This is a genomic window from Mesorhizobium sp. L2C084A000 (assembly GCF_000502875.1).
Lineage (GTDB): Bacteria > Pseudomonadota > Alphaproteobacteria > Rhizobiales > Rhizobiaceae > Mesorhizobium.
In genome coordinates, this window is sequence record NZ_AYWX01000006.1 from 116,253 (window position 1) to 141,472 (window position 25,220).

General features: G+C 63.6%; 25 protein-coding genes. 12 read left to right on the plus strand and 13 right to left on the minus strand.

The genetic code is table 11. From position 1 onward, the window contains the following. Window positions 1–718 precede the first annotated feature (718 nt). A complete protein-coding gene (zapE, locus tag X735_RS151240; RefSeq protein ID WP_023811287.1) occupies window positions 719–1,921 on the minus strand; it encodes a cell division protein ZapE in 1,203 nt (400 codons plus the stop codon). A gap of 53 nt (window positions 1,922–1,974) precedes the next feature. Then, window positions 1,975–2,514, minus strand: a complete 540-nt coding sequence (locus X735_RS151235; RefSeq protein ID WP_023811288.1) for a protease inhibitor Inh/omp19 family protein — start codon at window positions 2,512–2,514, stop codon at window positions 1,975–1,977. A 261-nt stretch (window positions 2,515–2,775) separates the two neighbouring features. Here X735_RS151235 and X735_RS151230 point away from each other — a divergent pair, with 261 nt between their 5' ends. The 8 genes from X735_RS151230 to X735_RS151195 all read left to right on the plus strand — a co-directional run bounded on the left by X735_RS151230 (window position 2,776) and on the right by X735_RS151195 (window position 10,130). Beyond that, window positions 2,776–3,795, plus strand: a complete 1,020-nt coding sequence (locus X735_RS151230; protein ID WP_023811289.1) for an MBL fold metallo-hydrolase — start codon at window positions 2,776–2,778, stop codon at window positions 3,793–3,795. A 77-nt stretch (window positions 3,796–3,872) separates the two neighbouring features. Further along, window positions 3,873–4,034 (plus strand): DUF1328 family protein, encoded by a 162-nt coding sequence (locus tag X735_RS1000000167525; protein WP_023811290.1) that lies wholly within the window; start codon window positions 3,873–3,875, stop codon window positions 4,032–4,034. A 96-nt stretch (window positions 4,035–4,130) separates the two neighbouring features. Beyond that, window positions 4,131–5,015, plus strand: a complete 885-nt coding sequence (dapF, locus tag X735_RS151220) for a diaminopimelate epimerase (protein ID WP_023811291.1) — start codon at window positions 4,131–4,133, stop codon at window positions 5,013–5,015. Continuing rightward, complete coding sequence (gene mtaB / locus X735_RS151215; RefSeq protein WP_031213274.1) at window positions 5,015–6,328, plus strand: tRNA (N(6)-L-threonylcarbamoyladenosine(37)-C(2))-methylthiotransferase MtaB; 1,314 nt, start codon at window positions 5,015–5,017, stop codon at window positions 6,326–6,328. The genes dapF and mtaB overlap by 1 nt, the downstream gene beginning before the upstream one ends. 12 nt (window positions 6,329–6,340) lie before the next feature. Continuing rightward, window positions 6,341–8,152, plus strand: a complete 1,812-nt coding sequence (ftsY, locus tag X735_RS151210; protein WP_023811293.1) for a signal recognition particle-docking protein FtsY — start codon at window positions 6,341–6,343, stop codon at window positions 8,150–8,152. 61 nt (window positions 8,153–8,213) lie between these two features. Then, the gene (locus tag X735_RS151205) at window positions 8,214–8,888 is read left to right on the plus strand and encodes a septation protein A (RefSeq protein ID WP_023811294.1); all 675 of its coding nucleotides are present in this window, start codon (window positions 8,214–8,216) and stop codon (window positions 8,886–8,888) included. A gap of 51 nt (window positions 8,889–8,939) precedes the next feature. Then, window positions 8,940–9,560 carry a pyridoxamine 5'-phosphate oxidase family protein gene (locus X735_RS151200; protein WP_023811295.1) on the plus strand — a complete coding sequence of 207 codons (621 nt, stop codon included), beginning with the start codon at window positions 8,940–8,942 and terminating at the stop codon, window positions 9,558–9,560. A 39-nt stretch (window positions 9,561–9,599) separates the two neighbouring features. After that, the gene (locus X735_RS151195; protein WP_023811296.1) at window positions 9,600–10,130 is read left to right on the plus strand and encodes an NADPH-dependent FMN reductase; all 531 of its coding nucleotides are present in this window, start codon (window positions 9,600–9,602) and stop codon (window positions 10,128–10,130) included. 276 nt (window positions 10,131–10,406) lie between these two features. Here the strand turns inward: X735_RS151195 and X735_RS151190 are convergent, their stop codons facing one another. Together X735_RS151190 and X735_RS151185 are read right to left on the minus strand one after the other, a co-directional pair. Further along, the gene (locus X735_RS151190; RefSeq protein WP_023811297.1) at window positions 10,407–10,613 is read right to left on the minus strand and encodes a 4-oxalocrotonate tautomerase family protein; all 207 of its coding nucleotides are present in this window, start codon (window positions 10,611–10,613) and stop codon (window positions 10,407–10,409) included. A 73-nt stretch (window positions 10,614–10,686) separates the two neighbouring features. Beyond that, entirely contained in the window at window positions 10,687–11,607 is a 921-nt protein-coding gene (locus X735_RS151185) for an SMP-30/gluconolactonase/LRE family protein (protein WP_023811298.1), read from the minus strand. Window positions 11,608–11,971: 364 nt separating this feature from the next. Between X735_RS151185 and X735_RS1000000167540 the strand changes: the two genes are divergently transcribed. Next, complete coding sequence (locus X735_RS1000000167540) at window positions 11,972–12,139, plus strand: hypothetical protein (protein WP_013528833.1); 168 nt, start codon at window positions 11,972–11,974, stop codon at window positions 12,137–12,139. Window positions 12,140–12,242: 103 nt separating this feature from the next. Here X735_RS1000000167540 and X735_RS151180 read toward each other — a convergent pair whose 3' ends face one another. The 4 genes from X735_RS151180 to ccmA all read right to left on the minus strand — a co-directional run bounded on the left by X735_RS151180 (window position 12,243) and on the right by ccmA (window position 14,415). Continuing rightward, complete coding sequence (locus tag X735_RS151180) at window positions 12,243–12,824, minus strand: DsbE family thiol:disulfide interchange protein (RefSeq protein ID WP_023811300.1); 582 nt, start codon at window positions 12,822–12,824, stop codon at window positions 12,243–12,245. Further along, window positions 12,821–12,988, minus strand: coding sequence for a heme exporter protein CcmD (gene ccmD, locus X735_RS151175; RefSeq protein WP_013528831.1), 168 nt, complete (start codon window positions 12,986–12,988; stop codon window positions 12,821–12,823). Before ccmD ends, X735_RS151180 begins: the two co-directional genes overlap by 4 nt. A gap of 112 nt (window positions 12,989–13,100) precedes the next feature. Beyond that, a complete protein-coding gene (gene ccmB, locus X735_RS151170; RefSeq protein ID WP_023811301.1) occupies window positions 13,101–13,766 on the minus strand; it encodes a heme exporter protein CcmB in 666 nt (221 codons plus the stop codon). A gap of 25 nt (window positions 13,767–13,791) precedes the next feature. Further along, window positions 13,792–14,415 (minus strand): heme ABC exporter ATP-binding protein CcmA, encoded by a 624-nt coding sequence (ccmA, locus tag X735_RS151165; protein ID WP_023811302.1) that lies wholly within the window; start codon window positions 14,413–14,415, stop codon window positions 13,792–13,794. 280 nt (window positions 14,416–14,695) lie between these two features. On the opposite strand from ccmA, the gene acnA reads away from it, so the two are divergent. Continuing rightward, window positions 14,696–17,386, plus strand: coding sequence for an aconitate hydratase AcnA (acnA, locus tag X735_RS151160; protein ID WP_023811303.1), 2,691 nt, complete (start codon window positions 14,696–14,698; stop codon window positions 17,384–17,386). A gap of 65 nt (window positions 17,387–17,451) precedes the next feature. Here acnA and X735_RS151155 read toward each other — a convergent pair whose 3' ends face one another. After that, entirely contained in the window at window positions 17,452–18,123 is a 672-nt protein-coding gene (locus X735_RS151155) for a ceramidase domain-containing protein (RefSeq protein WP_023811304.1), read from the minus strand. Window positions 18,124–18,295: 172 nt separating this feature from the next. Here X735_RS151155 and X735_RS151150 point away from each other — a divergent pair, with 172 nt between their 5' ends. Together X735_RS151150 and X735_RS151145 are read left to right on the plus strand one after the other, a co-directional pair. Next, complete coding sequence (locus X735_RS151150; protein WP_023811305.1) at window positions 18,296–19,096, plus strand: thioredoxin family protein; 801 nt, start codon at window positions 18,296–18,298, stop codon at window positions 19,094–19,096. A gap of 605 nt (window positions 19,097–19,701) precedes the next feature. Further along, window positions 19,702–20,088, plus strand: coding sequence for a DUF2794 domain-containing protein (locus X735_RS151145; RefSeq protein ID WP_023811306.1), 387 nt, complete (start codon window positions 19,702–19,704; stop codon window positions 20,086–20,088). 139 nt (window positions 20,089–20,227) lie between these two features. On the opposite strand, the gene X735_RS151140 is transcribed toward X735_RS151145, so the two are convergent. The 4 genes from X735_RS151140 to X735_RS151125 form a co-directional block, all read right to left on the minus strand. Then, window positions 20,228–20,800, minus strand: a complete 573-nt coding sequence (locus tag X735_RS151140) for a GNAT family N-acetyltransferase (RefSeq protein WP_023811307.1) — start codon at window positions 20,798–20,800, stop codon at window positions 20,228–20,230. A 110-nt stretch (window positions 20,801–20,910) separates the two neighbouring features. Beyond that, a complete protein-coding gene (locus tag X735_RS151135) occupies window positions 20,911–21,690 on the minus strand; it encodes a Bax inhibitor-1/YccA family protein (protein WP_023811308.1) in 780 nt (259 codons plus the stop codon). Between the two features lie 227 nt (window positions 21,691–21,917). Next, complete coding sequence (locus X735_RS151130) at window positions 21,918–24,467, minus strand: ABC transporter permease (protein WP_023811309.1); 2,550 nt, start codon at window positions 24,465–24,467, stop codon at window positions 21,918–21,920. Beyond that, window positions 24,467–25,162 carry an ABC transporter ATP-binding protein gene (locus X735_RS151125; RefSeq protein ID WP_023811310.1) on the minus strand — a complete coding sequence of 232 codons (696 nt, stop codon included), beginning with the start codon at window positions 25,160–25,162 and terminating at the stop codon, window positions 24,467–24,469. The genes X735_RS151130 and X735_RS151125 overlap by 1 nt, the downstream gene beginning before the upstream one ends. Between the last annotated feature and the right edge of the window lie 58 nt (window positions 25,163–25,220).

The following is a 25,220-nucleotide window of genomic DNA, read 5'->3' on the forward strand; positions in this document are numbered from 1 at the left end:
TTCGCCGCACCCAATAGCCCCGGCACGCAAAAAATTCAAACGATTATTTTGGTGTCAGTATTTTCAATCGGTTAGATCATTTGGGATTTACGTAAACGTCAAAGTTTGTAAGCCGACTTGGGAAGAAATAGCCGACGAAGATGGAAATCGTAAGGCTGGATGCAGGCGATGACGCCCTTGTGATGGCGGTCGCCAAATCTCCCCCTTGAGGGCAGGGCTATCGCATATGGAATTCCTGAGATGTCTGCCCGGCACGGACCCCCACGCCTAACCCCTCCCCACAAGGGAGAGGGAGACTTCCGTTGGCGCTGGCCCAGGAGCATCGCCTGTCTTTTCGGCGCCAAGAAGAATTAAAGGCACGCGGCAGCGTTCCCTCCCCCTTGTGGGGAGGGTTAGGGTGGGGGTTCTTCTTCGCAAGAATCCNAGGCACGCGGCAGCGTTCCCTCCCCCTTGTGGGGAGGGTTAGGGTGGGGGTTCTTCTTCGCAAGAATCCATGTGCGATAGCCCTGCCCGCAAGGGGGGAGATGTCACCGAAGGCGACAGAGGGGGTCGCCGCGCGTGAAGCGCTGGCGCCATCTGTGCCGCGCCCGGTCGAACCAACCCCCTCTGGCCTGCCGGCCATCTCCCCCCTCAAGGGGGGAGATCGATTGCCACGCGATTTCGCCAATCTTCAACGAAGCAGGAATGAGCGGGGCGCCTAAGCTGCCAATTGCTTTCTTTAGGCCTGCGCCTGCGACGCTTCCGACACCGCCGGCTTTCCTTTCTGCCGCTCCGCCCAATCCTCCAGCCAGTCGCGGCTTTGCATCTCGATCAGCCGCGATGCCGTGCGCTCGAACTCGAAGGCTTCGACGCCGCGCTTGGCTGCATAAAGTGCTTGCGGCGGCGCTTCGGCGCTCGCCACCAGCCGCATACGATGGTCGTAGAGCGTGTCGATCAGCAGGATGAAGCGCTTGGCCTCGTTGCGCTTGCCTTCGCCGAGCACCGGGACGTGGTCGATGAAAATGGTTGAGAAGCGCCCGGCGATCGCCAGGAAATCACGCGCGCCAAGCGGCTTCTCGCAGAGATCGGCGAAGGAGAACCGCGCCGCATCGCCCGCCGCACGCGGCACGATCACCTGCCGCCCTTTGAGGGCCAGCGACGTCTCGGCGGTCGGCGCGCCCCGCGTCATGGCTTGCCAGGCCTCGTCGAGTAGCTGGTCCGCCGCCGCGTCGGCCGGCGTCACATAGACCGGTGTCCGGGCGAGCTTTTCCAGCCGGTAGTCCTTGTCGGCATCGAGCGCCAGCACCTGTGTGTGCCGCTCCAATATGCCGATGAAGGGCAGGAAAAGCTGGCGGTTCAGCCCGTCGCTGTAGAGGTTTTCCGGCGCCACATTCGAGGTGGCGACCAGCACCACGCCGCTGGCAAACAGCGCCGAAAACAACCTGGACAGGATCATCGCGTCGGCAATGTCGGTGACCGAGAACTCGTCGAAGCACAGCACCCAGGCTTGCTCGGCAAGGGCCTTGGCCACCGGCGGGATCGGATCGTCTTCCCTGACGTCGCCATTCTTGCGCGCCTGCCGGTGCTTCTGGATACGGTCCTGCACGTCGGCCATGAAGTCGTTGAAGTGGACGCGGCGCTTGCGCCGCACCGGCAGCAAGTCGAAGAACATGTCCATCAGCATGGTCTTGCCGCGGCCGACGCCGCCATGGATGTAGAGGCCTTTGACGGCCTCATGCGTCTCGCGCTTGCGGGCGAACAGCCAGCCCAGCGCGCTCGACTTATGCGCCAGCCGCTTGGCCGAGATCTCATCGGTCAGCCGGTCGAGCGCCGCAACGATCCGTTCCTGCGCCGGATCGCGGTCGATCGTACCGGTTTCCACCAGATGGTCGTAGCGCTGCCTAACGGTCGCATGGGTCTGGAGGCCGTCACGCAGATGCATCGGTCACGTCGTTCTGGAGCGATTCCGGGAACCGGAATTGCGTAAAACAAAAACTATCTCGTAAGCGAAATCGGCTGGCCGTTGGAAGTCTGGCCGTCGAATTTCGAGCCGCCCGAGGAATAGAGCCGCGCCAGCGCACCGCCGCTCTCGTCATAGAGCGTCAGCTGCTTGCCGGCGACGTTCCACGACTTGATGCCGTCCATCGGCGCCGGGCAATGCAGCGGACCGGCGCGGAAGCCGGCGCCGAATTTGGTCTGCGGTGTCGCCACCTTGCAGCTCTGGCCCGCAACGCTGGCGTTCCAGACACCGGCGACGCTGGCGGCGGTCACGTCCGAAGCGCCGGCCGGCGCCGAACCATCCGAAGGCAGCGCGGCGACCTGCGTGTTCGCCGGAGCGGTCGGGAATTGCGAAGGGTCGGTGGTGCCGGGCGATGCCGGCGGCGGCAGTTGGTTCGCCGTCACCTTGCCGGCGGGCGCGGCCTCCAGCGGTGCCGGCTGCTGGTCATCCATCGAGGAAAAACGTGAGGTCGAACAGCCGCTCGCAACGAGCGCCGCCAGCGATACGGCCACCAGACCGGTTTTCGAAAAAGTCATTCCAACCTCCGTCGGATCCGGCTGGGGGGAAGCCGTCCGCACAATCTCACCCCCACCAAGATGGAGAAGGTGGCGAAATTTCAACCCGATATGGTTAAAATACAGTTTGCAGCCAGAAGTGTTGCAATTTTATCGCAATGGGGACGGCTGACCGCTTGTCGCCCGTCGCTTGGGAATTCCGGTCAACACTTCGTCGGTGGACGCTTGCGCGAACCGCCTTAGCGCCTATGTCTGGAAACGAAACCCTGCTGGAGCCGCAAATTGGCCGCGAGAAAGACTGCCGCCAATCGCTATTACAGCGGCCCGCCCAGCGACCATTTCGACGGCGCATTGTTCTTCAATCCCGACGGCCAGCCACCCGGCCGTTTCGCCGACCTGCTGAAATGGCAGTTGAATGGCCAGCGCTCGAAATGGCCGGCGAGCGATGCAAGCCCCTTTCCGCAGGCGAAACCGACGGCTCGGGTCGAGGGCGCTGCGCTGGAAGTGACCATGGTTGGTCATTCCACCTTGCTGGTCCAGACGGCCGGTCTGAACATTCTTACCGATCCGGTGTGGTCGCTGCGCGCGTCGCCGCTTTCCTTCGCCGGACCAAAACGCATCAATGCGCCAGGCATCGCCTTTGCCGACCTGCCGTCGATCGACCTCGTTCTGGTCAGCCACAACCACTATGACCATCTCGACCTCGCCACGTTGAAGCGGCTGAAGGCCGGCCACGACCCGCTGGTGCTCACTCCGCTCGGCAACGACGCCATCATCGAAGCCGCCGTGCCCGGCATGCGACTGTCGGCGCATGACTGGGGCGACAGGGTCGAGATCGGCAATGGCGCCGCCGTCCATGTCGAGCCGGTGCATCACTGGTCGGCGCGTGGCGCCCGCGACCGGCGCATGGCGCTGTGGGCCGGCTTCGTCGTCGAAACGCCTGACAGCAAGCTCTATTTCGCCGGCGACACCGGCTTCCACGATGGCATCAACTACCGGCTGATGGCTGAGAAACATGGCGGTTTCCGCTTCGCCATCCTGCCGATCGGCGCCTATGAGCCGCGCTGGTTCATGGCGCCGCAGCACCAGAACCCCTGGGAGGCGGTGCAAGGCATGGCGCTGTGCAATGCCGCCCATGCCGCCGGCTGCCACTGGGGCACTTTCCAGCTCACCGACGAGCCGATCGACGAGCCGGCGCGCAAATTGACCGAGGCGCTTGACGATCAAGGCATCCCCCGCGAGCGCTTTCGCGCCTTGCGGCCGGGTGAGGTATGGGATGTGCCGGAGCACATAGCGCCCTGATCGGTTTCGACGGAACCCCAGCGCGGCAACCGCGTTTTCATGTGGTTGAAAAATCTGCCGGTTTGCGAGGCATTGCCATGCTCAAATGGATCGTCGTTCTCCTGATCGTCGCCGCGGCGGCGAGTCTGCTCGGCATGCCGGCGCTGGCAGGTGCCGCCGCCACCGGTGCGCGCATCCTTATCGGCATCGTTCTGATCATTTTCCTGCTGATGGTGCTGGGCATTTTCGCCGTCACGTAAGTCCGGCGCTTTCGCCGTGACCAAGCGGCTGCGCACTGGTAATTCCTGCCCGTTTCCGCCATATAGCGCCAAACGGATACGGAATTTTTCGGAGCAATGGCCAGCACCGCCCCTTTCGCCAAGATGAACGGTATCGGCAACGAGATCATCGTTGCCGATATGCGTGGCCGTGCCGATCGGGTGACGGCGGCGGCGGCGATTGCGCTGAATGCCGATGCCGCGACCAGCTTCGACCAGATCATGGCGATCCATGACGCCAGGACGCCGGGCACCGCCTTTTTCATCGACATCTTGAATTCCGATGGAACCAGCGCCCAGGCCTGCGGCAATGGCATGCGCTGCGTCGTCCAGGCGCTCGCCGCCGAGACCGGCCAGAAGATCTTCACCTTCGAAACCGTGGCAGGCATCCTCAATGCGCGCGAACATGCCGACGGTTCGATCTCGGTCGACATGGGCACGCCGCGCTTCGGCTGGCAGGATATCCCGCTGGCCGAGGAGTTCCGCGACACCCGGATGATCGAGCTGCAGATCGGCCCGATCGACGCGCCGGTGCTGCATTCACCCTCGGTCGTCTCGATGGGCAATCCGCACGCCATCTTCTGGGTCGACAATGACGTCTGGTCCTATGAGCTCGACCGCTTCGGCCCGCTGCTCGAGAACCACCCGATGTTCCCCGAGCGCGCCAACATCACCATCGCTCAGGTTACTTCGCCCGAAACGATGATCATCCGCACCTGGGAGCGCGGCGCCGGACTGACCAAGGCCTGCGGCTCGGCCGCCTGCGCCGCCGTCGTGGCCGCTGCCCGCACCAACCGGACCGGCCGCAGCGTCAGTCTGTTGACCCCCGGCGGCGGCATGCTGCATGTCGAATGGCGCGACGATGACCACGTGGTCCTGACGGGCGCCGCCGAATGGGAATTTTCCGGCAGCTTCGACCCGTCGAACGGGACATGGGCCCGCGACACCGAAAGCGCGGCCTGATGTCCGCTCTGCCCAAGAGCCCGATGTCCCAGGGCATCGATGTCGTCACCTTCGGCTGTCGGCTCAACACCTATGAATCGCAGGTGATGCGGCGCGAGGCTGAAAGTGCCGGTCTGGGCGCGCTGGAAGGTGGCGCCATGATCTTCAACACCTGCGCCGTGACAGGCGAAGCAGTGCGCCAGGCCAAGCAGGCGATCCGCAAGGCGCGCCGCGACAACCCGCAGGCGCGCATCATCGTCACCGGCTGCGCCGCGCAGACCGAGCCTGAAAAATTCGCCGCCATGGACGAGGTCGATCTCGTGCTCGGCAATGAAGAGAAGCTGAAGGCCAACTCCTATCGCGCACTGCCGGATTTCGGCGTCAACGACACCGAAAAGGCACGCGTCAACGATATCTTTTCGGTGCGTGAGACCGCAGGCCACATGGTCGACGCCATCGAGGGCCGGGCACGCGCCTTCGTCCAGGTGCAGAATGGCTGCGACCACCGCTGCACCTTCTGCATCATTCCCTACGGCCGCGGCAATTCGCGCTCGGTGCCGATGGGCGCCGTGGTCGAGCAGGTCAAGCGGCTCGCCGGCAACGGCTATGCCGAGATCGTTCTGACCGGCGTCGACATGACATCATTCGGCGCCGATCTGCCGGGCGCGCCGAAGCTCGGCAGGCTGGTGAAAACAATCCTGAAACAGGTGCCGGACGTGAAGCGCCTGCGGCTGTCCTCCATCGATTCGATCGAGGCCGACGACGATCTGCTCAACGCCATCGCCACCGAGCCGCGGCTGATGCCGCATCTGCATCTGTCGCTGCAGTCGGGCGACGACATGATCCTGAAGCGGATGAAGCGCCGGCATCTGCGCGACCAGTCGATCCGCTTCTGCGAGGATGTGCGCAAGCTGCGCCCCGGTATCGTCTTCGGCGCCGACATCATCGCCGGCTTCCCGACCGAGACCGACGAAATGTTCGAGAACTCGGAAAAAATCGTCGAGGAGTGTGGCCTGACCCATCTCCACGTCTTCCCGTTCAGCCCACGCGAAGGCACGCCTGCCGCGCGCATGCCCCAGCTCCGCCGTGAATTGGTCAAGCAGCGCGCCGCCCGGCTGCGCGCCGCCGGTGAAGTTGCGTATATCAGGCATCTGTCGTCGCTCACCGGTACGCGTCAGTCGATCCTGATCGAGCGCGACGGCCTTGGCCGCACCGAGGGTTTTACGCTTGCCGCACTCGGCACGGGCGCACCGGGTGAGATCGTCGAGGCCGATATATCAGGCCACGATGGTAGCAGGCTGATCGCGGCGCCCCTCGCCGCCCGCGCGGCCTGAGAAACGCAAAGCATGGCTGGTTTTTTCAAGAAGATATTTTCGTTCGGCAAGAAAGAGGTGGTCGAGGAGCGGGTCGACGAGACCGCCCCGCTGCCGCCGATCAAATGGGAAGCGCTCGAGGCGCTGAAGCCGGCGGCCGAGCAGGTCGTTCCGGAGTTCTTGAAGCGTGACGAGCTGGAGCGCGAGGCGGAAACTGCGCCGACGCCGACGACGGTCGAGCCGGAAGTGATCCCCGCGCCGGAATCGGCGCCTGTCGAGAAGCCGGTGCCCGAGCCGGCACCGGCCATTCCGCCAGCACCGGAGCCGACTATTCCCTCCGAGCCGGAACCCCTGCCGGAGCCCGAGCCGGAAGAAGAACCCGCGCCCGAGACGCCTGCCGAGCCGCCGGCGCCCGAGGAGATACCAACACCTCCCGCCGTTCCGGAGCCTGCTCCCGAACCGCAGCCGCAGGAGGTCCCGCCACCCGCGCCGGCCGAGCCGGAGATCGTCCCGTCACGCCCGGAACAGCAGCCGGAACCGGAACCGGTCGAAGTGCCGACGCCTGCCGAGGTTCCGGCCGAGACACCAGCCCCGATCGAGGTGCCGACACCGGGGCCGGCCCCTGCTCAGCCATTATCAGAGGTCAGCGCCGCCCCTCATCCGCCTGCTGGCACCTTCTCTCCGTCTGAAGACGGGGAGAAGGAAGAAGTTTCAGCACCGACGCCCGAAGCCCCGCCTGCCGAAATCGCACCTCCCATTCGCCAGCCGGCGCCGATCGAATCGCAGCCGGTCATTGCGGAAATTGCGCCCGAGCCGCAGTCTCTTCCACAACCCGCGCCGGAGCCAAAAGCCGCACCCGGCAAGGTGACCGTCACCAAGAAGGTCGAGCAGAAGGCCGAGCCACAGAAGGCGCCGGAGCCGGCACCGAGGCGCTCATGGTTCCAGCGCATGAAGGACGGGCTTGCCCGCTCCTCCAAGGAGCTCACCGGCAACATTGCCGGCGTCTTCACCAAGCGCAAGCTGGACGAAGAGACTTTGCAGGACCTTGAGGATGTGCTGATCCGTGCCGATCTCGGCATGGAGACGGCCTTGCGCGTTACCGACGCGCTGGCCGCCAGCCGCTACGGCAAGGACGTCTCCGACACCGAGGTCCGCGCCATCATGGCGGCCGAGGTGGAAAAAGTGCTGGCCCATGTCGCCATGCCGCTGGAGCTCGACCTTTCACACAAGCCGCATGTCATCCTGGTGGTCGGTGTCAACGGCACCGGCAAGACCACAACTATCGGCAAGCTGGCCGCCAAGCTCACCGATGGTGGCCTGTCGGTGATGCTCGCCGCCGGCGACACCTTTCGCGCCGCCGCGATCGAGCAACTGAAGATCTGGGGCGAGCGGACGAAATCGCCTGTGATCGCCTCAAAGATCGGCGCCGATGCCGCGGGACTGGCCTATGACGCCTTCGAGAAGGCCAAGGAGGCCGGTTCCGACGTGCTGATCATCGACACCGCCGGCCGCCTGCAGAACAAGACTGAACTGATGGCGGAGCTCGAAAAGATCGTCCGCGTGCTTGGCAAACTCGACCCGGAAGCACCGCACACCGTGCTGCAGACGGTCGACGCCACCACCGGCCAGAACGCGCTCAACCAAGTCGAGATCTTCCGCAATATCGCCGGCGTCAACGGCCTGGTGATGACCAAGCTGGACGGCACGGCGCGCGGCGGTATTCTGGTGGCGATCGCGGCAAAGCACAAATTGCCGGTCTATTTCATCGGCGTCGGCGAACAGGTCGACGACCTCGAACCTTTCTCGGCAAGCGAATTCGCCAGGGCGATCGCTGGAGTAGCTTAACAAGCATGTCCCAAAAAGTTGCAGACTTTTTGGATCAGATCATGCGCAAGAAAGAGATTCCATGAACCCACCCATTCTCGAACGCGATCCGTCGGACCCGCAGAAGCAGAAGAAGGAAGGCGTCAATCCGCTGCTCAAGCTAGTGCTGGAGCTGGGTCCGTTGATGGTGTTCTTCTTCGCCAATGCGCGCGGCGGATGGCTGGTGCAGAAATTCCCTGTTCTGGCCGAGTTCGGCGGGCCGATTTTCGTCGCCACCGGGCTGTTCATGGCCGCCACGGCAATCGCCCTGATCGCCTCGTGGCTGCTCACCCGCACCTTGCCGATCATGCCGATGGTGTCGGGCGTCGTCGTCTTCATCTTCGGCGCGCTGACGCTCTATCTGCAGGACGACATCTTCATCAAGATGAAGCCGACCATCGTCAACACGCTGTTCGGCGGCGTGCTGCTCGGCGGGCTCTACTTCGGCAAGTCGCTGCTTGGCTATGTCTTCGATTCGGCCTTCAGCCTCGACGCCGAAGGCTGGCGGAAACTGACCTTCCGCTGGGGCCTGTTCTTCCTGTTCCTGGCCATCGTCAATGAGGTGGTGTGGCGCAATTTTTCCACCGACGCCTGGGTTACTTTCAAGGTCTGGGGCATCATGCCGATCACGCTTCTGTTCACCTTCAGCCAGATGCCGCTGATCCTGCGTCATTCACTCGAGGACAAGGCCGGCAAAGAAGAGAGAACCGGAAAGTAGAAAAAGCGGTTCTGCGTTCGTGAAACAATGAACCGTTCTGGGGAGAGGGACATGGAATTCATCACCACGCGCGACCAGTTGAGGACGATCTACAAGACGCCACGGCCGACCGACGGTTCTATCCGCAAGGAGCTGAAAAAACTTGACGGCCATTGCCGCTCCTTCATCGGCAAGAGCCCGTTCGTGCTGATCGGCTCGTCCGACGGTGCCGGCAATGCCGACGTGACGCCGAAGGGCGACAAGCCGGGCTTTGCCACCGTTCTCGACGACACCACCATCGCCATTCCCGATCGGCCCGGCAACAACCGGCTCGACACGTTGGAAAACATTCTCCTCAATCCCTCTGTCGGGCTGCTCTTCCTCATTCCCGGCATGAACGAGACGCTGCGCGTCAACGGCGATGCCCGCATCACCGTCGACGCAAATTTGCGCGAACGCCTCGCCGTCGACGGCAGGGAGCCGCAAAGCGTCGTCGTGGTCAGCGTCAAGGCCGCCTACATGCACTGCGCAAAAGCCTTCATGCGCTCGGACCTGTGGAAGCCGGAAACCTGGTACGACCGTGCGACGCTGCCGACGCTCGGCCAGATCATGCGCGATCAGCTGGCGGTTGCCGATTCCGCCGAGGCGACCGACCGCTGGCTCGACGAGGAATACAAGAAGACGATGTGGTAGGTTTCCGGACGCGATTCGCGTCTGGACCGATTCCATACCTTGCTGAACATCCTTGCCATTTCCGGCAGCCTGCGCGCGGCTTCCACCAATTCGGCGCTGATCGCCGCACTGGCCCGCGAAGCGCCGTCCGGCTGCCGCGTCACCGTCCATGACGGGCTTGGCCGTCTGCCCATCTTCAATCCCGATGATGAGGGCGAGCGGACGCCGCTCGAAGCCTCCAAGCTGATCGATGCCGTCACCCGAGCCGACGGCGTGATCGTCTCCTGTCCGGAATATGCCCATGGCGTGCCGGGCGGGCTGAAGAACGCCCTCGACTGGCTGGTCTCGCGCGACGCCGCCGTCGCCAAGCCCGCCATGCTGGTGCACGCCTCGCCGCGCTCGCTGTTCGCTCGCGCCGCACTGGCCGAGATCATGCGCACTATGTCATTCGCGTTGTGCGAGGATATGCTGGAGATTGTGCTGTTGGGGAAGAAGCAGCCGGAGGTCGAGAGCATCCTGGCGGAGCCGGCGAACCGGCTGGCGATGCGCGATGCGCTGAATGCTTTCGCGGACTTTATCCGCGCCCGTTGAGTGCCGACCCACCACGCATTCGTCATCCTAGGGCGAAGCAAGGAGCGAAGCGACGCGGCGCAGACCCTAGGATCCATGCCGCGACCTTTGCCGAGAATGCATCGGTCCAAGAAGGGCAGCCTAACGTTGGATACTACACGGACCGCCAAAGACAGTATTGCACCGTTGTGCCCTGCTCGAAAGTCGCGGCATGGATCCTAGGGTCTCCGCGACGTCGCTTCGCGACTGCTTCGCCCTAGGATGACGAAGGAAAGGGGCTTCGCCATGCCTTCGAAATCAACCCTTTCGCAGCGTCTCCACATCCGTCTTCCCAACATACCAATCACGCGCATTGACCTCCTCGAAAACCACCCAGACATCGTCGTTGCTCAGCCCGGTGGCGTCCATGATGGCCGCCGTGACCTTTTTGGCGATGTCCGCCTTCTTGCCCGCCGGATCGGCTGATATCACTTCCTTGACGATGCGGATGTTGACGAATGGCATTTTTTCCTCCCGGGATGTTCGTGCTCGCGACCCGCTTCGATGAAACCGTCGAACGGCCGCCAGTGCTCCAGTCTCAGTATGTCTTGGCGCCGTTGACCATGAGCCGCACCATGTAGAGCGACGTGGTGCCGGCGATGTAGAGGCAATTCAGCTTGTTGCCGCCGAACACGCAGTTGGCGGTGACTTCCGGTACCTTGACCTTGCCGATCAGCGTGCCGTCCGGATCGTAGCAATGGATGCCGTCGGCGGCACTGGTCCAGATGCGGCCGTCCTCGTCGAGCCTGAAGCCGTCGAACAGGCCGGCCGTGCAGTCGGCGAAGACTTTCTCGCCCGAAACCTTCTTGCCGCCCTTGCCGACATTGAACACCCGCATATGCGCCGGATTCTGCGCGCCATGCGTGCGGCCGGTGTCGACGACATAAAGCTGGCTCTCGTCTAGCGAGAAGGCCAGGCCGTTGGGCCGGACCATGTCGGTGATGACGGCTTCGACCTCGCCGGTGCCGGGATCGACCCGGTAGACATGGCAGGCGCCGATTTCGCTCTCGGCCCTGTCGCCCTCATAATCCGTATCGATGCCGTAGCTCGGATCGGTGAACCAGATAGAACCGTCGGATTTCACCACCGCGTCGTTGGGCGAATTCAGCCGCTTGCCCTTCCATTTGGCCGCGATCGTGGTGACCGAGCCGTCGAACTCGGTGCGGCTGACGCGGCGGCCCGAATGCTCGCAGGTGATCAGCCGGCCCTGCCGGTCGACGCTGTTGCCGTTCGAATTGCCGGACGGCTGCCGGAAGACGCTGACATTGCCGTCGGTCTCGTCATAGCGCAGCATGCGGTTGTTGGGGATGTCGGACCAGACGACATAGCGGCCGGCGGCGAACCAGGCCGGCCCCTCCGCCCACTGGCATCCGGTGAACAGCTTCTCGACCTGCGCGTTGCCGTTGAACAGGCGCGCGAAGCGCGGATCGAGAATTTCATAATAGTCCGCAGCCGCCATGCTTTTCCTCCCGGCATCAATGACACCGGATCAAGACAGCCGGAGGGACAGAAGGCAATGTGGGTACGCACAGTGTGATGCAAAAGATCGCTTGCCGGCTCTGCGCATGACGTTAATGCATGTCGCCCAAAAGTGGCCCCGGTTTTGGGAGAACGACATGCATAAAAACAAAGACCTGAAGCGCGTCGCCTGAATCCGTTCAAACGCGACGCGCTTTAGCGCCGCATTAACCGGCTATGCGTTCAGCGCAATGGTGCATTGCAACATCTTCTTTTTGCAATGCACCATTACTATGTCATGCTTCGTATCGATCAAGGGAGGAAGAAACCGCCGCCGAAACGCGGCGCCAAAAAGGAACCTTGCTATGATCCTCGACAGTCTCATGACCCGCGCTCGCAACAGCATTGCCAAGCGCAAGCACTACAACCGCCTTGTCGCCGAAATCGACAGCTTTTCCAGCCGCGATCTGGCCGACATGCGCGCCGACCGCTCGGAAATGCTCTACCAGATCCACAAGCAGATCTACGGCTGAGTATTCGATCGCCTCATCACGTTCGCCATCCTTGGGCGTAGCGACGCGTGGCGTTGCGAAGACCCAAGGATGATGCAGCTACGCGTATAGGTGCGTCGCGACGTCAGTTCGACGCCGCCAGCGCCTTGTCGATCTGTGGCAGCAAGAGATCCCTCGCCGTCTCGGGCGTCAGCGGGCCGACATGCTTGTAGGCGATCTTGCCGTCCTTGCCGATGACGAAGGTTTCCGGCACGCCATAGACGCCCCAGTCGATCGCCGCGCGGCCCGCTTCGTCGACCCCTATCGCCTGGAACGGATTGCCGAGATCGCCGAGGAACCGGCGTGCGTTTTCCGGCCGGTCCTTGTAGTTCAGCGCCGCCATGCTGAAACGCTTGTCCTGCGACAGCGCCAGAAGCACCGGGTGCTCTTCGCGGCATGGCGCGCACCACGACGCGAAGACGTTGACCAATGTGACCTTGCCGGCGAAGGTTTTCGAATCGAGCCCCGGCAGGTTTGAGCCCTCCAGCGCCGGCAGGCTGGTTTGCGGCGCAGGCAGGCCGATCAGGGCCGACGGCACTTCCGAAACATCGCGCCCCGACAGCAGCTGCGACAGGAACAGTCCGGCCAGGCCGAGGAAGATCAGCAGCGGCAACAGCACGAACAGGCGACGAGTGCGCGGGGGCGGCGTTTCTGTTTCGATGCTCATGGCTTTGCGACCTTGTCGGAGCGACGCCTCACGCCGGACGCCTCCAGTTCGGCAAGCTCACGCTTGCGCGCCCGCTGGTCGAGCAGGATCCAGCCGATCAATCCGGCCAGCACCACGGCAGTGATGCCATAGGCAGCGGTCACATAGAGTGCATGCGCGCTCATGCGGCAGGCCCCGCTGAAGTGCGGCCTTCCAAGCCAATCATGTCGCCCAGTCTAGACATGCTTTCCCTTAGCCTCGCTCCGTCGGCTTCGCAATCCGCAGTCATACGCCGCGTCAATCCGTGCCATGGCGCAGCGCCAGCGCCGCCGAGACCGGACCCAGCACGCCAAGAAACAGGGTCAGCGCGGCAAGAATGAGGAAGGGCTGCAGAAACGGATCGGGATTGGCGGTCGCTCCATAGCTTGCCGAAACGCCGAAGATCAGCACCGGAATGGTCAGCGGCAGCACCAGCACCGAGATCAGCAGCCCGCCACGCGGCAGCGCCACCGCCACCGCCGCACCGGCGGCGCCGATGAAGGTGATAGCAGGCGTGCCGACCAGCAGCGTCAGCGCCGTGGCGCCGATGCCGAGCGGCTCCATGTTCATGAACAGCCCGAGCACGGGCGCGGCGACCACCAGCGGCAGCACGCTGCCCGCCCAATGCGCCAGGCATTTCACCAGCACCGTCAAGGCCAGCATGTGGCGATCATTGCCGAGCACCAGCAGATCGAGCGAGCCGTCCTCGCGGTCGGCCTGGAACAGCCGATCGAGACCGAGCAGGCAGGACAGCAGCGCGCCAATCCACAGGATCGCCGGCCCGATGCGGGCCAGCAGCTTCAGGTCCGGCCCGACTCCGAACGGGATGGTGGCGATGACGGCGAGGAAGAAGATGACCCCGGTCAGCGCCCCGCCGCCCGCACGGATGTTGAGGCGGATGTCGCGCAGGAAGAGGGCTAGCATGGTATGAGATGCTCGGGCGCCATCATCAACCCGTTTCCCCCATCCTCAACTCCATCCCCTCGATCCCCAGCGGCAGGTGCGTCGCCGCGACAATCATCCCGCCATCCGTGCAATGCTTCGCCATCAACCCCGCGAACCGCGCCTCCGAAGCCTTGTCCAGCCCCGCCGTCGGCTCGTCCAGCAGCCACAATGGCCGGTGGCTGACCAGCAGTTTCGCGATCGCCGCCCGGCGCCGTTGCCCGGTCGATAGATAGCCGAACGGCAGGTGGCCGATGCCACCGAGCCCGACCGTTTCCAGCGCCTCTTCGACGCCGAGCTGTCCGTCGCCGTTGAAGTCGCGCCAGAAGCGCAAATTCTCCGCCACGCTGAGCGCCGGCTTCATTGCGTTCTGGTGGCCAAGGTAGTGACAGGCCGAGGCAACAGACGGGAACGCTTCGCCCCCGTCTTCAATCTTCATGGCACCCTCGATCCTCACGCTGCCTTGCGGCACCGGCAGCAGCGCGGCGATGACCCGCAGCAAGGTCGACTTGCCCGATCCGTTCGGCCCGGTAACGATGAGCGCCTGACCCTCCTCCAGGGCAAAGCCGATGCCGGAAAACACCGCGTCGCCGCCTCGCTCGCCGCACAGATTTTCGGCGATCAGCCGCATTCCTCGCCTGCCCTGAAACCATGTGTCGCGGCCGCTGCCGCATCGCACAAAATTGCTTTCCAACTGTCTAGAACTATTCCAGAAAATTCTCTATATGCGGTGCATCCGTGCCAGCGGTCGGCACGGGAACAGAATTAGCGCCGAACCAGCGCACGCGCCGCCTTGAACGGCTCGGGTTGCTTGGGAACGGACAGCGGAAATGGCCGTACCCGCACCTTTGCGCGTGATTGCATGCCATCGGCGTCCGTTCCCTTTCAGGCTGAACAGACAAGGATCGCACGTGTCAAAATCCCTCGACAGTTTCAATTGCCGCCGCACGCTGACCGCAGGCGGCGCGGAGTATGCCTATTTCAATCTCATTGAGGCCGAGAAGAACGGCCTCACCGGCATCTCGCAGCTGCCCTATTCGATGAAGGTGCTGCTGGAAAACCTGCTGCGCAACGAGGACGGCCGCTCCGTCACCAAGGAATCGATCCAGGCGGTGGCCGGCTGGCTGACCGACAAGGGCACCGCCGGTGTCGAGATCGCCTATCGCCCGGCCCGCGTGCTGATGCAGGATTTCACCGGCGTTCCGGCCGTGGTCGACCTTGCCGCGATGCGCGACGCCATGGCTTCGCTCGGCGGCGATCCGCAGAAGATCAACCCGCTGGTGCCGGTCGACCTCGTCATCGACCATTCCGTCATCGTCGACGAATTCGGCACGCCGATGGCCTTCGCCCGCAATGTCGAGCTGGAATATGAGCGCAACGAGGAGCGCTACAAATTCCTCAAATGGGGCCAACAGGCGTTCCGCAACTTCCGCGTCGTGCCGCCCGGCACCGGTATCTGCCATCAGGTCAACCTCGAATATCTCGGCCAGGTGGTGTGGACCAACACCGAGGACGGCGAAACGACAGCCTATCCCGACACCTGCGTCGGCACCGATTCGCACACCACCATGATCAACGGCCTTGGCGTGCTCGGCTGGGGCGTCGGCGGCATCGAGGCCGAGGCGGCCATGCTCGGCCAGCCCGTCTCCATGCTTTTGCCTGAGGTGATCGGCTTCCGCCTCACCGGCAAGCTCAAAGAAGGCGTCACCGCCACCGACCTCGTGCTCACCGTCACCCAGATGCTGCGTAAGAAGGGCGTCGTCGGCAAGTTCGTCGAGTTCTTCGGGCCGGGCCTCTCCAACATGACGCTGGCCGACCGCGCCACCATCGGCAACATGGCGCCCGAATATGGCGCCACCTGCGGCTTCTTCCCGGTCGACTCGGAAACCATCCGCTACCTCACAATGTCCGGCCGCAGCGAGGACCGCATCGCGCTGGTCGAGGCCTATGCCAAGGCTCAAGGAATGTGGCGTGAGACCGGCTCGACCGATCCGGTGTTCACCGATCTGCTCGAGCTGGAACTTGGCTCCGTCGTGCCGTCGATGGCCGGACCCAAGCGGCCCGAGGGCCGCGTCGCCCTGGAAGGCATTCCGGAAGGTTTCGCCAAGGCGATGGAGACCGAATACAAGAAGGCCGCCGAAATCTCCAAACGCTACGCAGTCGAAGGCACCGACCATGATCTCGGTCATGGCGACGTCGTCATCGCCGCCATCACTTCGTGCACCAACACCTCGAACCCGAGTGTGCTGATCGGCGCCGGCCTCCTGGCCCGCAACGCCAACCGCCTCGGTTTGAAGCAGAAGCCATGGGTGAAGACCTCGCTGGCGCCGGGCAGCCAGGTGGTCGCCGAGTATCTGGAGAAATCCGGCCTGCAGAAGGAACTCGATCAGATCGGCTTCAACCTGGTCGGCTTCGGCTGCACCACCTGCATCGGCAATTCCGGCCCGCTGCCGGCGCCGATCTCGAAGACCATCAACGACAAGGGCCTGATCGCTGCCGCGGTCTTGTCCGGCAACCGCAACTTCGAAGGCCGCGTCTCGCCCGACGTGCAGGCGAACTATCTGGCCTCGCCGCCGCTGGTCGTCGCGCACGCGCTGGCCGGCACCGTCACAAAGGACCTGACCACCGAGCCGCTCGGCGAGGACAAGAACGGCGAGCCGGTCTACCTCAAGGATATCTGGCCGAGCTCGGCCGAGATCCAGGAGTTCATCGAGAAGAACGTCACCCGCGAGCTGTTCGCCCGCAAATATGCCGACGTCTTCAAGGGCGACGAGTACTGGCAGAACGTCAAGGCGCCGGAAGGCCAGACCTATGCCTGGGACGACAACTCGACCTATGTGCAGAACCCGCCCTATTTCGCTGGCATGACATCAGGTTTCGGCAAGATCGGCGACATCAAGGGCGCCCGCGTGCTCGGCCTGTTCGGCGACAAGATCACCACCGACCACATTTCGCCGGCCGGATCGATCAAGGCGGCCTCGCCGGCCGGCAAATACCTCACCGACCACGGCGTCGGCGTCGCCGACTTCAACCAGTACGGCACGCGGCGCGGCAATCACGAGGTGATGATGCGCGGCACCTTCGCCAACATCCGCATCCGCAACCACATGCTGGGCGAGAACGGGCGCGAGGGCGGCTACACCATCCACTACCCGTCGAAGGAAGAGGAATCGATCTACGACGCGGCGATGGAGTACAAAAGGGAAGGCGTGCCGCTGGTTGTCTTCGCCGGCGTCGAATACGGCAACGGCTCGTCGCGCGACTGGGCTGCCAAGGGTACCAATCTCCTTGGTGTCCGCGCGGTCATCGCCCAGTCCTTCGAGCGCATCCATCGCTCGAACCTGGTCGGCATGGGCGTTATCCCCTTCGTCTTCGAGGAAGGCACCTCATGGGCATCGCTCAACCTCAAGGGAGACGAGCTGGTCGAGATCGACGGCTTGAGCACCATCAAGCCGCGCCAGACGATGATCGCCAAGGTCACCTATGGCGACGGCACGGTGAAGAATGTGCCGATCATCTGCCGCATCGATACGCTGGATGAGCTCGATTACTTCAAGAACGGCGGCATCCTGCAATACGTGCTGCGCGATCTGGCGGCTTAAGTACGGGAGTAAGGGAGTAGGGAAGGTGAAGACCTATTCCCCTATTCCCCTATTCCCCTATTCCCCTATTCCCCTACCTTCGGCTTCCCAAACCGCGCCGCCGCCGCCAAAAGCACGCTGAGCATCAGCCCGTTGAGGATGTGCCAGAGGAAGTGCGTTCCGAGCGGAAAGCTGCCGCAGACCACCGGGTCGATCATCCGGCAGATGACGGACACGACGAAGATCGCCGAGCCCGCCAGATTATACCAGCCGGCGCGATTGCCGCTCACCGTCACCCAGACACCGAAGAAGGCGAGCGCCAGGAACGGCGGCAGATAGCCCGTCGTACCGTTCGACGCCTGGCGCAGCCAGTCCGGCACGGCAAGGGTTATCGCCCCGGCAAGCACATAGAAGGCAATGAAGATGGCAATGGCCTTGCCCCATCGCATGCCGAGGAAGCGGCGTAAATTGAACAGCGTGTAGGCCAGCGTGAAGCCGGCGATCGGCAGCACGTCGGCCCAGACCGTGCCCTTGGTGGCAAAGGTGTGGAAGATCGTCGAACCGATGCCGATCGCCACCACCCACCAAGCCAGCACCTCGGCGAAGGCGCCGGTGCCCAGCCTTCGCACCTCGCGCACGCCCCACAGGCCGGCGGCGATGAAGGCGAGATTGGTCAGGGCGTTGACGGGTTCGGACCAGAATTCCGGGCCGGTCCGCTCGCAATAGAGGTCGACCGGCGCCAAAAACGTTTGCCACATCGTGATTGCCGCCCGAATCGGTTTCTATCCTGAAGCGCAGATCCTTCCTATTGCGGGGTTGCGGTCAGCTGCAATGGCAAAATTTCACCGCAACGTGACTTCCCGTTGACTTCCGGTTCTGCCACATATTTTAGCAATCAAGATAAAGCCGGCACCACCGGCGGGAATCGGAATGGCCATGGCCTCGCGAAAATCATTGTGGCTGGCAGCTCTTGCGCTGGCCTTCTCGGCGTCTGCCGGCGCCGGGCATGCCGGCGAATCCGATCGCGCCCATGCCGACCGGGTCCAGATCGACAGGCTCCAGATCGACAGGCCATTGGGCGTGGTCGAACTGTTCACCAGCCAGGGCTGCAGTTCCTGCCCGCCGGCCGATACGCTGTTCTCCGAACTTGCCGCTAAGGAAGATATCGTCGCGCTCGCCTATCACGTCGACTATTGGGACTATCTCGGCTGGCAGGACACGCTGGGCCGCAAGGAGAACACCGAGCGGCAATACGACTACATGCGCGCCTTCGGCAGCCGCTCCGTCTATACGCCGCAGGCCGTCATCAACGGCCGTGTCCACGTCAACGGCGCCAGCCGCGGCGAGGTCGATGGCGCGCTCGCCCGCATGGCCAAGAACGGCGAAGGCATGCGCGTCGCCGTCAAGGTCAGCCGCACCAGCGACCGTGTGACGATCGACGCCGGTGATGCCGGCAACGGCCCCAGCGACGCCCATGTCGTCATCGTCTATTTCGACCCGCCGCAGACGGTCAAGGTCGGCGAGGGCGAGAATACCGGCCGCAAGATGACCTATTGGAACGCCGTCACCGGGATTCAGACCGCTGGCATGTGGCATGGCAAGGCACAGCGCTACGAGCTGCCGATGAGCGAGATTGCCAAAAAGGGCGGCTGCGCCGTGCTGCTGCAGTCGGTCGGCAAGGACGGCATGCCCGGTCCTATTCTCGGCGCCGCGTTCATCCACAAGCCGTAACGGACGCCGGCGCCCCCCATCTTCGCTAGGACTGTGGATGGGAGGCCCCTCATCCGGCCGCTTCGCGGCCACCTTCTCCCCGAGGGGAGAAGAGGTAAAGCGCCGCCGCGATCTCCTCTCCCCTCGGGGAGAGGTCGGATTGTCCCGAATTGCCCCTTCGCAATTCGGTTGGCAATCCGGGTGAGGGGGACGCGACGCTCGGTGAAACCGCACTCGACTCACCACCCAATAAAAAACCGACGTCAGCTTGCTTCTGACGTCGGTCATTTAGGTTTTGGGATCGTCGCACCCGGTTCTTCCGAGGAAGAGCCGAGGTTGGTTCGATCCGACGCAGACCCGTGGGCGGGGGGCTTGGGGTTTACGAGCCGGTGCCGGACCGAACCGTCTCAGGCAACACCGGTAAATTCGTCGGACATTGGGGCATGAGCGCGGATAAAAAAAGGCAGAAATGTGGCGGAACATCACCAATTCCAACACGGCGTTTCATAAAAGTGACTGGACGTGACGAAAACGGCGCGGCGCGGGGCTCGGTTCGCTAGGCCTTGCAATTCAGTCGCGAACACGCCAACTTTGGTTGGCAAAGATTCATTTTGAAGGATCGAGGCATGACGGATGACAGCGGCGGGACGGGGGATGGGGACGCATCCGCGATATTGATCCCGCTGCACGAGGCACGACGCGAACGTCTCGATCAGCCGGTACGGTTTGACCGCCGCGAGTTGGACCAGATCCTCAGGCTCTACGGACGCATGGTCGCTGCCAATGAATGGCGCGACTACGCCATCGATCATCTTGCGGACCGCGCCGTGTTTTCCGTATTCCGCCGCACCAGTGAAGTGCCGCTGTTCCAGATCGTCAAGGATCCGAAACTGGCCCGCAAGCAGGGCGCTTTTGCCGTCATCGCCGCCGGCGGCCGCATCCTGAAACGCGGTCAGGAACTTGGCCGCGTGCTTGGTGTGTTCGACAGCAAGCTCAAGGTTGTAGAGGCTTGAGCTACGGAATTGAAGAAACTGGAGAATTGAAGAATTGAAGAATTGGGCACTCGACGCCTGATGTAACCGCCTTCTTCTTCAGTTCTTCAGTTCTTCAGTTCTTCAGTTGTTCAGTTCTTCAGTTCCCCAATTCCTCGCTTCAGTCCCCTTTAAGACGAAACTTCCGCTCCGGCAGCGAGCTCGGATCGGGCGGCGCCGAGGCACCGCCATTCAGCGACAGCTGCATGAACACCGTGTCCAGCCAGCGCCCATGCTTGTAGCCGGAACCTTCGAGGCGTCCCGAATAGCGAAAGCCGAGCTTTTCGTGCAGCCGCACCGAGGCACTGTCGGGACGGCCATCGCCGATCACCGCGATGATCTGGCGAAAGCCCGCCGTCGTCACTGCCTCGATCAGGCTTTGCATCAGCTTGAGCCCGACGCCCTGGCCCTTGGCCTCGGGCGCGACATAGACCGAATCCTCGACGATGAAGCGATAGGCCGGGCGCGGCCGGAAGGCGCCGGCATAGGCGTAGCCGAGAACAGTGCCGTCCTTCTCCGCCACCAGGTAAGGAAAGCCGCCGGCCATCAGGCTGTCGAATCGAACACCCATCTCCGCGCGGCTCGGCGGCTCCAGCTCATAGCTCGCCGTGCCTTGGGTCACCGCGTCGGCATAGATGGCCGTGACGCTGTCGAGGTCGGCCACCGTGACAGGCCGGATCGTAATATTGCTCATTGTTTATGCATGTCGTTTCTCTGCTCGCAATAACAGCAAAGGCCAAGACAAAAGAAAAGGGCGGCCGTTGGGCCGCCCTTCTGGAACTCGATGGTCCAAGCGCTGCTGTACTAGCGGCGGTCGCCCATGAACTGCAGCAGGAACATGAACAGGTTGATGAAGTCGAGATAGAGCCTCAGCGCGCCCATGATCGCCTTGCGGCCGGCGACATCGGTAGCATCGCCCTCGAAATACATCTCCTTGATCTTCTGCGTGTCATAGGCGGTGAGGCCGGCGAAGACCAGCACGCCGATCGCCGACACGGCGAAAGACAGCGCCGACGACTGCAGGAAGATGTTGATCACCGACGCGATGATGATGCCGAACACGCCCATGATCAGGAACGAGCCCATTGCCGTCAAGTCGCGCTTGGTGGTGTAGCCGAACAGCGACAGCGCGCCGAAAGCGGCGGCGGTGGCGAAGAAGGTCTGCGAGATGCTTGCCGTGGTGTAGACCAGGAAGATCGACGACAGCGACAGGCCGACGAGACCGGCATAGACCCAGAACGTGGTCTGCGCGGCAGCGACGCTCATCGACTGAATCCTGAACGACAGGAAGAACACGGCGGCCAGCGGCGCCAGCATCACCACCCAGCGCAGCGGCGAACCGAAGATCGCGTAGCCGAACGAGGTCAGCATCTCGCCGCTTGGCAGCGTCGCGACAGCCGAAGCCGGATCGGTGGTGGTGGCCAGCATGATCGTGCCGACAGCGGCAAGACCAGTGATGAGGAGGCCAAGCCCCATCAGATTGTAAACCTTGATCATGTAGGCGCGCAGGCCCTGATCGATGTCGGCACCGACGCTGACGCCGGGCACGGCGCGCGTCTGGTAGTTGCGAATGGGATCAGCCATTGTAGTCCTCTATTGCTTCTGCCCCGTCCGGTGTCAGGTCCTTCCGGACCCAGGCGCCGCTGGCAGGGCTCCAGCATGCCTGTGGCGAAATATGATGGTTATTCGCGTCAAGAACAAGACCGTAACCGGATGTAACGGTTCGTGAGGCAACCAAGTGCCGATTCCTCGGCTTTCCGGACGGCTTTCTTACCAAGATTTAATCCAGGATGCCTTTTCCGGGCCTGTCGTCACAGGTTGCGCAGCACCGGTGCTGCCTTGTGGCCGAGCACCCGCCAGGTGCCGGCGAGACCAATGCCGACCGTGACCACCAGCGAAAACAGAATGGTTGCCACCGCCACCTCCGGCATGAAATGCGACGGCAATGTCATGATGCGCGCGACGACGAACCAGGCGGCAGCACTGCCCGCTGCCAGCGCGAAGATGGCGGTGGCCAGCCCGATCAGCATATATTCGAGCGAGAAGGCCGATATCAGCGTCGTGCGTGTCGCACCCAGCGTCTTCAACACCACCGCATCATGGATGCGCGCCCGGTTGCCGGCTGCAAGCGCGCCGGCCAGCACCAGCACCGAGGCGATCAGCGCCACGCCAGCGGCGGCCCGGATCGCCGTGCCGAGTTGCCCGACCAACCGGTTGACGACATCGAGCGCGTCCTTGACCCGCACCGTCGTCACCGCGGGGAAGGCGCGGGTGACGGCGTTGAGGATGCGGGCGTCGTCGGCCGTCGAGGCACTCTTTTCGGTCAGCGTCGCCATCCAGCCATGCGGGGCGCCTGCGAATGTGTTGGGCGAGAAGACCATGACGAAATTGATGCCCATCGTCTCCCATTCGACCTGGCGGAAATTGGCGATCCTGGCGGTGACATTGCGGCCCAGCACATTGACGGTGATGGTGTCGCCGAGCTTCAGCCCGATCTCCTTGCCTTCTTGCGCCGAAAACGAAACCAGCGGTTCGCCGCTGTAATTTTCGGGCCACCAACTGCCCTCGGTCAACGTCGCGTTCTCCGGTTGCCTGGTGTCATAGGTCAGGCCGCGGTCCCCCCTCAGCACCCAGGCGCCTTCCGCCGGCACTTTCACCTTGTCGACATCGACACCGTTCAGCGCCATCACCCGGCCGCGCAGCATCGGCACCTTGGCCAGCACGCCCTGCGGGGCCTCCTTGCCGATCAGCGCCGAGAAAGACGCGACATCGGCGCTCTGGATGTCGACGAAGAAGAAGTTCGGCGCCCGTTCCGGCAGGCTGCCGGAGATCTGCCGCCTGAGATTGCCATCGATCAGCGCCAGCGTCACCAGCAGCGTCAGGCCAAGCCCCAGGGACAGCACCACCGATGGCGTCAGGGCGCCTGGCCGATGAATGTTGCCGATGGCGAGCCTGAGCGCCACGAAGCGCACGCGCGGGCTTTTCCTGGCCGCCCATTGCACCAGTGCGCCGACCACGCGCAGCACCAGGAAGGCGAAGACGGTAGCGCCGACAAAAATCGAGGCTATGCGCTGGTCGCCCGAGAACAGAATGGCCAGCGCCGCAAGCAACAGCGCGATGCCTATGGCGGCCGCGACATAAGCGGGGCGCGGCAAGCCGCGGCCTTCCAGCCCCATTTCGCGAAACAGCGCGGTTGCCGGCACGTCGCGGGCGCGGCCGAGCGGCAGCAGCGCGAAAGCCAACGTCACCAGCAGGCCGAACAGCGCCGCCATACCGAGCGCGCCGGGATAGAAGCCGCCTTCGGCAGGCACCGGAATGACGGATTGCAAGGCCGCACTCGCCGCGAACGGCATCAGTGCGCCGAGCACAAGGCCCAGCACGATACCCAATCCGGCTATGATCAGGATCTGCACGAGATAGACGGCAAAGACGAAGCCGCCCGAAGCGCCCAGGCTCTTGAAGGTGGCGATGACGCCGCGCTTGCCGTCGAGATAGGCGCGTACCGCATTGGCGACGCCCACGCCGCCGACCACCAGCGCCGTCAGCCCGACCAGGGTCAGGAACTGCGAGAAACGTTCAATGTTGGACGACAGCGCGGGCGCCGCGTTGCTGCGTGTGCGGATCGACCAGCCTGCTTCGGGGAAATCCGTGGCGGCCTTGTCCTGGACGGCTTTCAGCCGCACCTCGTCGGCGTCTGCCGGCAGCCGGATCTTGTAGGCATTCTCGACCAGGCTGCCCGGCTGGATCAGTCCAGTGGCCGCCAGTCCGTCGGTCGAGATCATCAGCCTTGGGGCGAAGCCGAAACCGTCGGACACGGCGTCCGGTTCGGCGACCAGCCTGGCGCGCAGTTCGAAAGTGGCGGTGCCGAGCTTCAGCCGGTCGCCGATCTTGACGTGCAACCGCTCGAACAGAAGATCGGGTGCCGCCGCACCGAAGACGCCGAACTCTTCGCCGAACAGTTCCTGTTTCGACAGTGCCGGCTCGGTCTCCAGCGTGCCATAGAGCGGATAGGCATGGTCGACCGCCTTGGCCTCGACCAGCGCCTGGTCGGATCCGTCGGCCAGACGCGCCATCGAACGCATGCTGGCGGTCCGGGAAACCGTGCCGAGCCCGTCAAGGAAGCTGCGCTCCGCCCGGCTGGCGTCACGCTGATTGATCTGGAAGCGAAGATCGCCGCCGAGCAGCGTCTGGCCCTGATTGGCGACACCGGCGGTGATCGAACGCGCCACCGAGTTGACGCCGCCGATGGCCGCGACGCCGAGCGCGATGCAGGCGAGGAAGATCAGGAAGCCGGACAGGCCGCCGCGCATCTCGCGCAGTGAGAAGCGGACCGCGAGCCTCAACGTCCGGGACAGCGGCATCAGGCCGTCACCTTGACGGGGGCCGGTGCCTCGATCCGGCCCGAGCGCATCGAAACCTGGCGCGAACAGCGCGCCGCGAGCGCCGGATCATGGGTCACCAGCACCAGCGTCATGCCGCGCTCGGCCGCCTTGGCAAACAAGAGGTCGGCGACCTGCCGCCCGGTCGCCTGGTCGAGATTGCCGGTCGGCTCGTCGGCGATCAGGATGCGCGGCGACGGCGCCAATGCGCGGGCGATCGCCACGCGCTGTTGCTCGCCGCCCGACAATTCGCCGGGATAGTGGGTGACGCGGTCGCTGAGGCCAACCGCCGCCAGCTCGCGCGCCGCCACCGAAAACGGATCGGCATGGCCGGCCAGTTCCAGCGGCACCGCGACATTTTCCAGCGCCGTCATGTTGGGAATGAGATGAAAGGACTGGAACACGATGCCAATGTTTCGGCCACGAAACGAAGCAATCTGGTCCTCGCTTTTGCCGTTGAGCAGCTCGCCGGCGATTCGGACCGTACCCGAATCGACCCTTTCCAGTCCTGCAAGGACCATCAGCAATGTCGACTTGCCGGAACCCGAAGGCCCGACGATGCCGGTCGCCTCGCCGGTCGCCACATCGAGGCTCACCCCCTTCAGCACATGGACCGATGAAGCGCCCTCGCCAAGGGTCAGGGATACATCTTTCAGCGCGATGACCGCTTCTGTCAAAATGAAATCGTCCTATATCTGGAGATGAAGGCTCTGCTTGCCGGAAGCCGTCGAAGAA

Excerpts from the sequence above, each read along its gene's own strand:
- ccmB (WP_023811301.1), bottom strand. The coding sequence starts at position 13,766 with ATGCTAGCCCTCTTCCTGCGCGACATCCGCCTCAACATCCGTGCGGGC.
- X735_RS151150 (WP_023811305.1), top strand. The coding sequence starts at position 18,296 with ATGGCCATGGCCTCGCGAAAATCATTGTGGCTGGCAGCTCTTGCGCTG.
- X735_RS1000000167525 (WP_023811290.1), top strand. The coding sequence starts at position 3,873 with ATGCTCAAATGGATCGTCGTTCTCCTGATCGTCGCCGCGGCGGCGAGT.
- X735_RS151205 (WP_023811294.1), top strand. The coding sequence starts at position 8,214 with ATGAACCCACCCATTCTCGAACGCGATCCGTCGGACCCGCAGAAGCAG.
- mtaB (WP_031213274.1), top strand. The coding sequence starts at position 5,015 with ATGTCCGCTCTGCCCAAGAGCCCGATGTCCCAGGGCATCGATGTCGTC.
- X735_RS151200 (WP_023811295.1), top strand. The coding sequence starts at position 8,940 with ATGGAATTCATCACCACGCGCGACCAGTTGAGGACGATCTACAAGACG.
- ccmD (WP_013528831.1), bottom strand. The coding sequence starts at position 12,988 with ATGAGCGCGCATGCACTCTATGTGACCGCTGCCTATGGCATCACTGCC.
- X735_RS151180 (WP_023811300.1), bottom strand. The coding sequence starts at position 12,824 with ATGAGCATCGAAACAGAAACGCCGCCCCCGCGCACTCGTCGCCTGTTC.
- X735_RS1000000167540 (WP_013528833.1), top strand. The coding sequence starts at position 11,972 with ATGATCCTCGACAGTCTCATGACCCGCGCTCGCAACAGCATTGCCAAG.
- X735_RS151135 (WP_023811308.1), bottom strand. The coding sequence starts at position 21,690 with ATGGCTGATCCCATTCGCAACTACCAGACGCGCGCCGTGCCCGGCGTC.
- X735_RS151145 (WP_023811306.1), top strand. The coding sequence starts at position 19,702 with ATGACGGATGACAGCGGCGGGACGGGGGATGGGGACGCATCCGCGATA.
- X735_RS151190 (WP_023811297.1), bottom strand. The coding sequence starts at position 10,613 with ATGCCATTCGTCAACATCCGCATCGTCAAGGAAGTGATATCAGCCGAT.
- ccmA (WP_023811302.1), bottom strand. The coding sequence starts at position 14,415 with ATGCGGCTGATCGCCGAAAATCTGTGCGGCGAGCGAGGCGGCGACGCG.
- X735_RS151185 (WP_023811298.1), bottom strand. The coding sequence starts at position 11,607 with ATGGCGGCTGCGGACTATTATGAAATTCTCGATCCGCGCTTCGCGCGC.
- dapF (WP_023811291.1), top strand. The coding sequence starts at position 4,131 with ATGGCCAGCACCGCCCCTTTCGCCAAGATGAACGGTATCGGCAACGAG.
- X735_RS151155 (WP_023811304.1), bottom strand. The coding sequence starts at position 18,123 with ATGTGGCAAACGTTTTTGGCGCCGGTCGACCTCTATTGCGAGCGGACC.
- X735_RS151140 (WP_023811307.1), bottom strand. The coding sequence starts at position 20,800 with ATGAGCAATATTACGATCCGGCCTGTCACGGTGGCCGACCTCGACAGC.
- X735_RS151235 (WP_023811288.1), bottom strand. The coding sequence starts at position 2,514 with ATGACTTTTTCGAAAACCGGTCTGGTGGCCGTATCGCTGGCGGCGCTC.
- ftsY (WP_023811293.1), top strand. The coding sequence starts at position 6,341 with ATGGCTGGTTTTTTCAAGAAGATATTTTCGTTCGGCAAGAAAGAGGTG.
- X735_RS151130 (WP_023811309.1), bottom strand. The coding sequence starts at position 24,467 with ATGCCGCTGTCCCGGACGTTGAGGCTCGCGGTCCGCTTCTCACTGCGC.
- zapE (WP_023811287.1), bottom strand. The coding sequence starts at position 1,921 with ATGCATCTGCGTGACGGCCTCCAGACCCATGCGACCGTTAGGCAGCGC.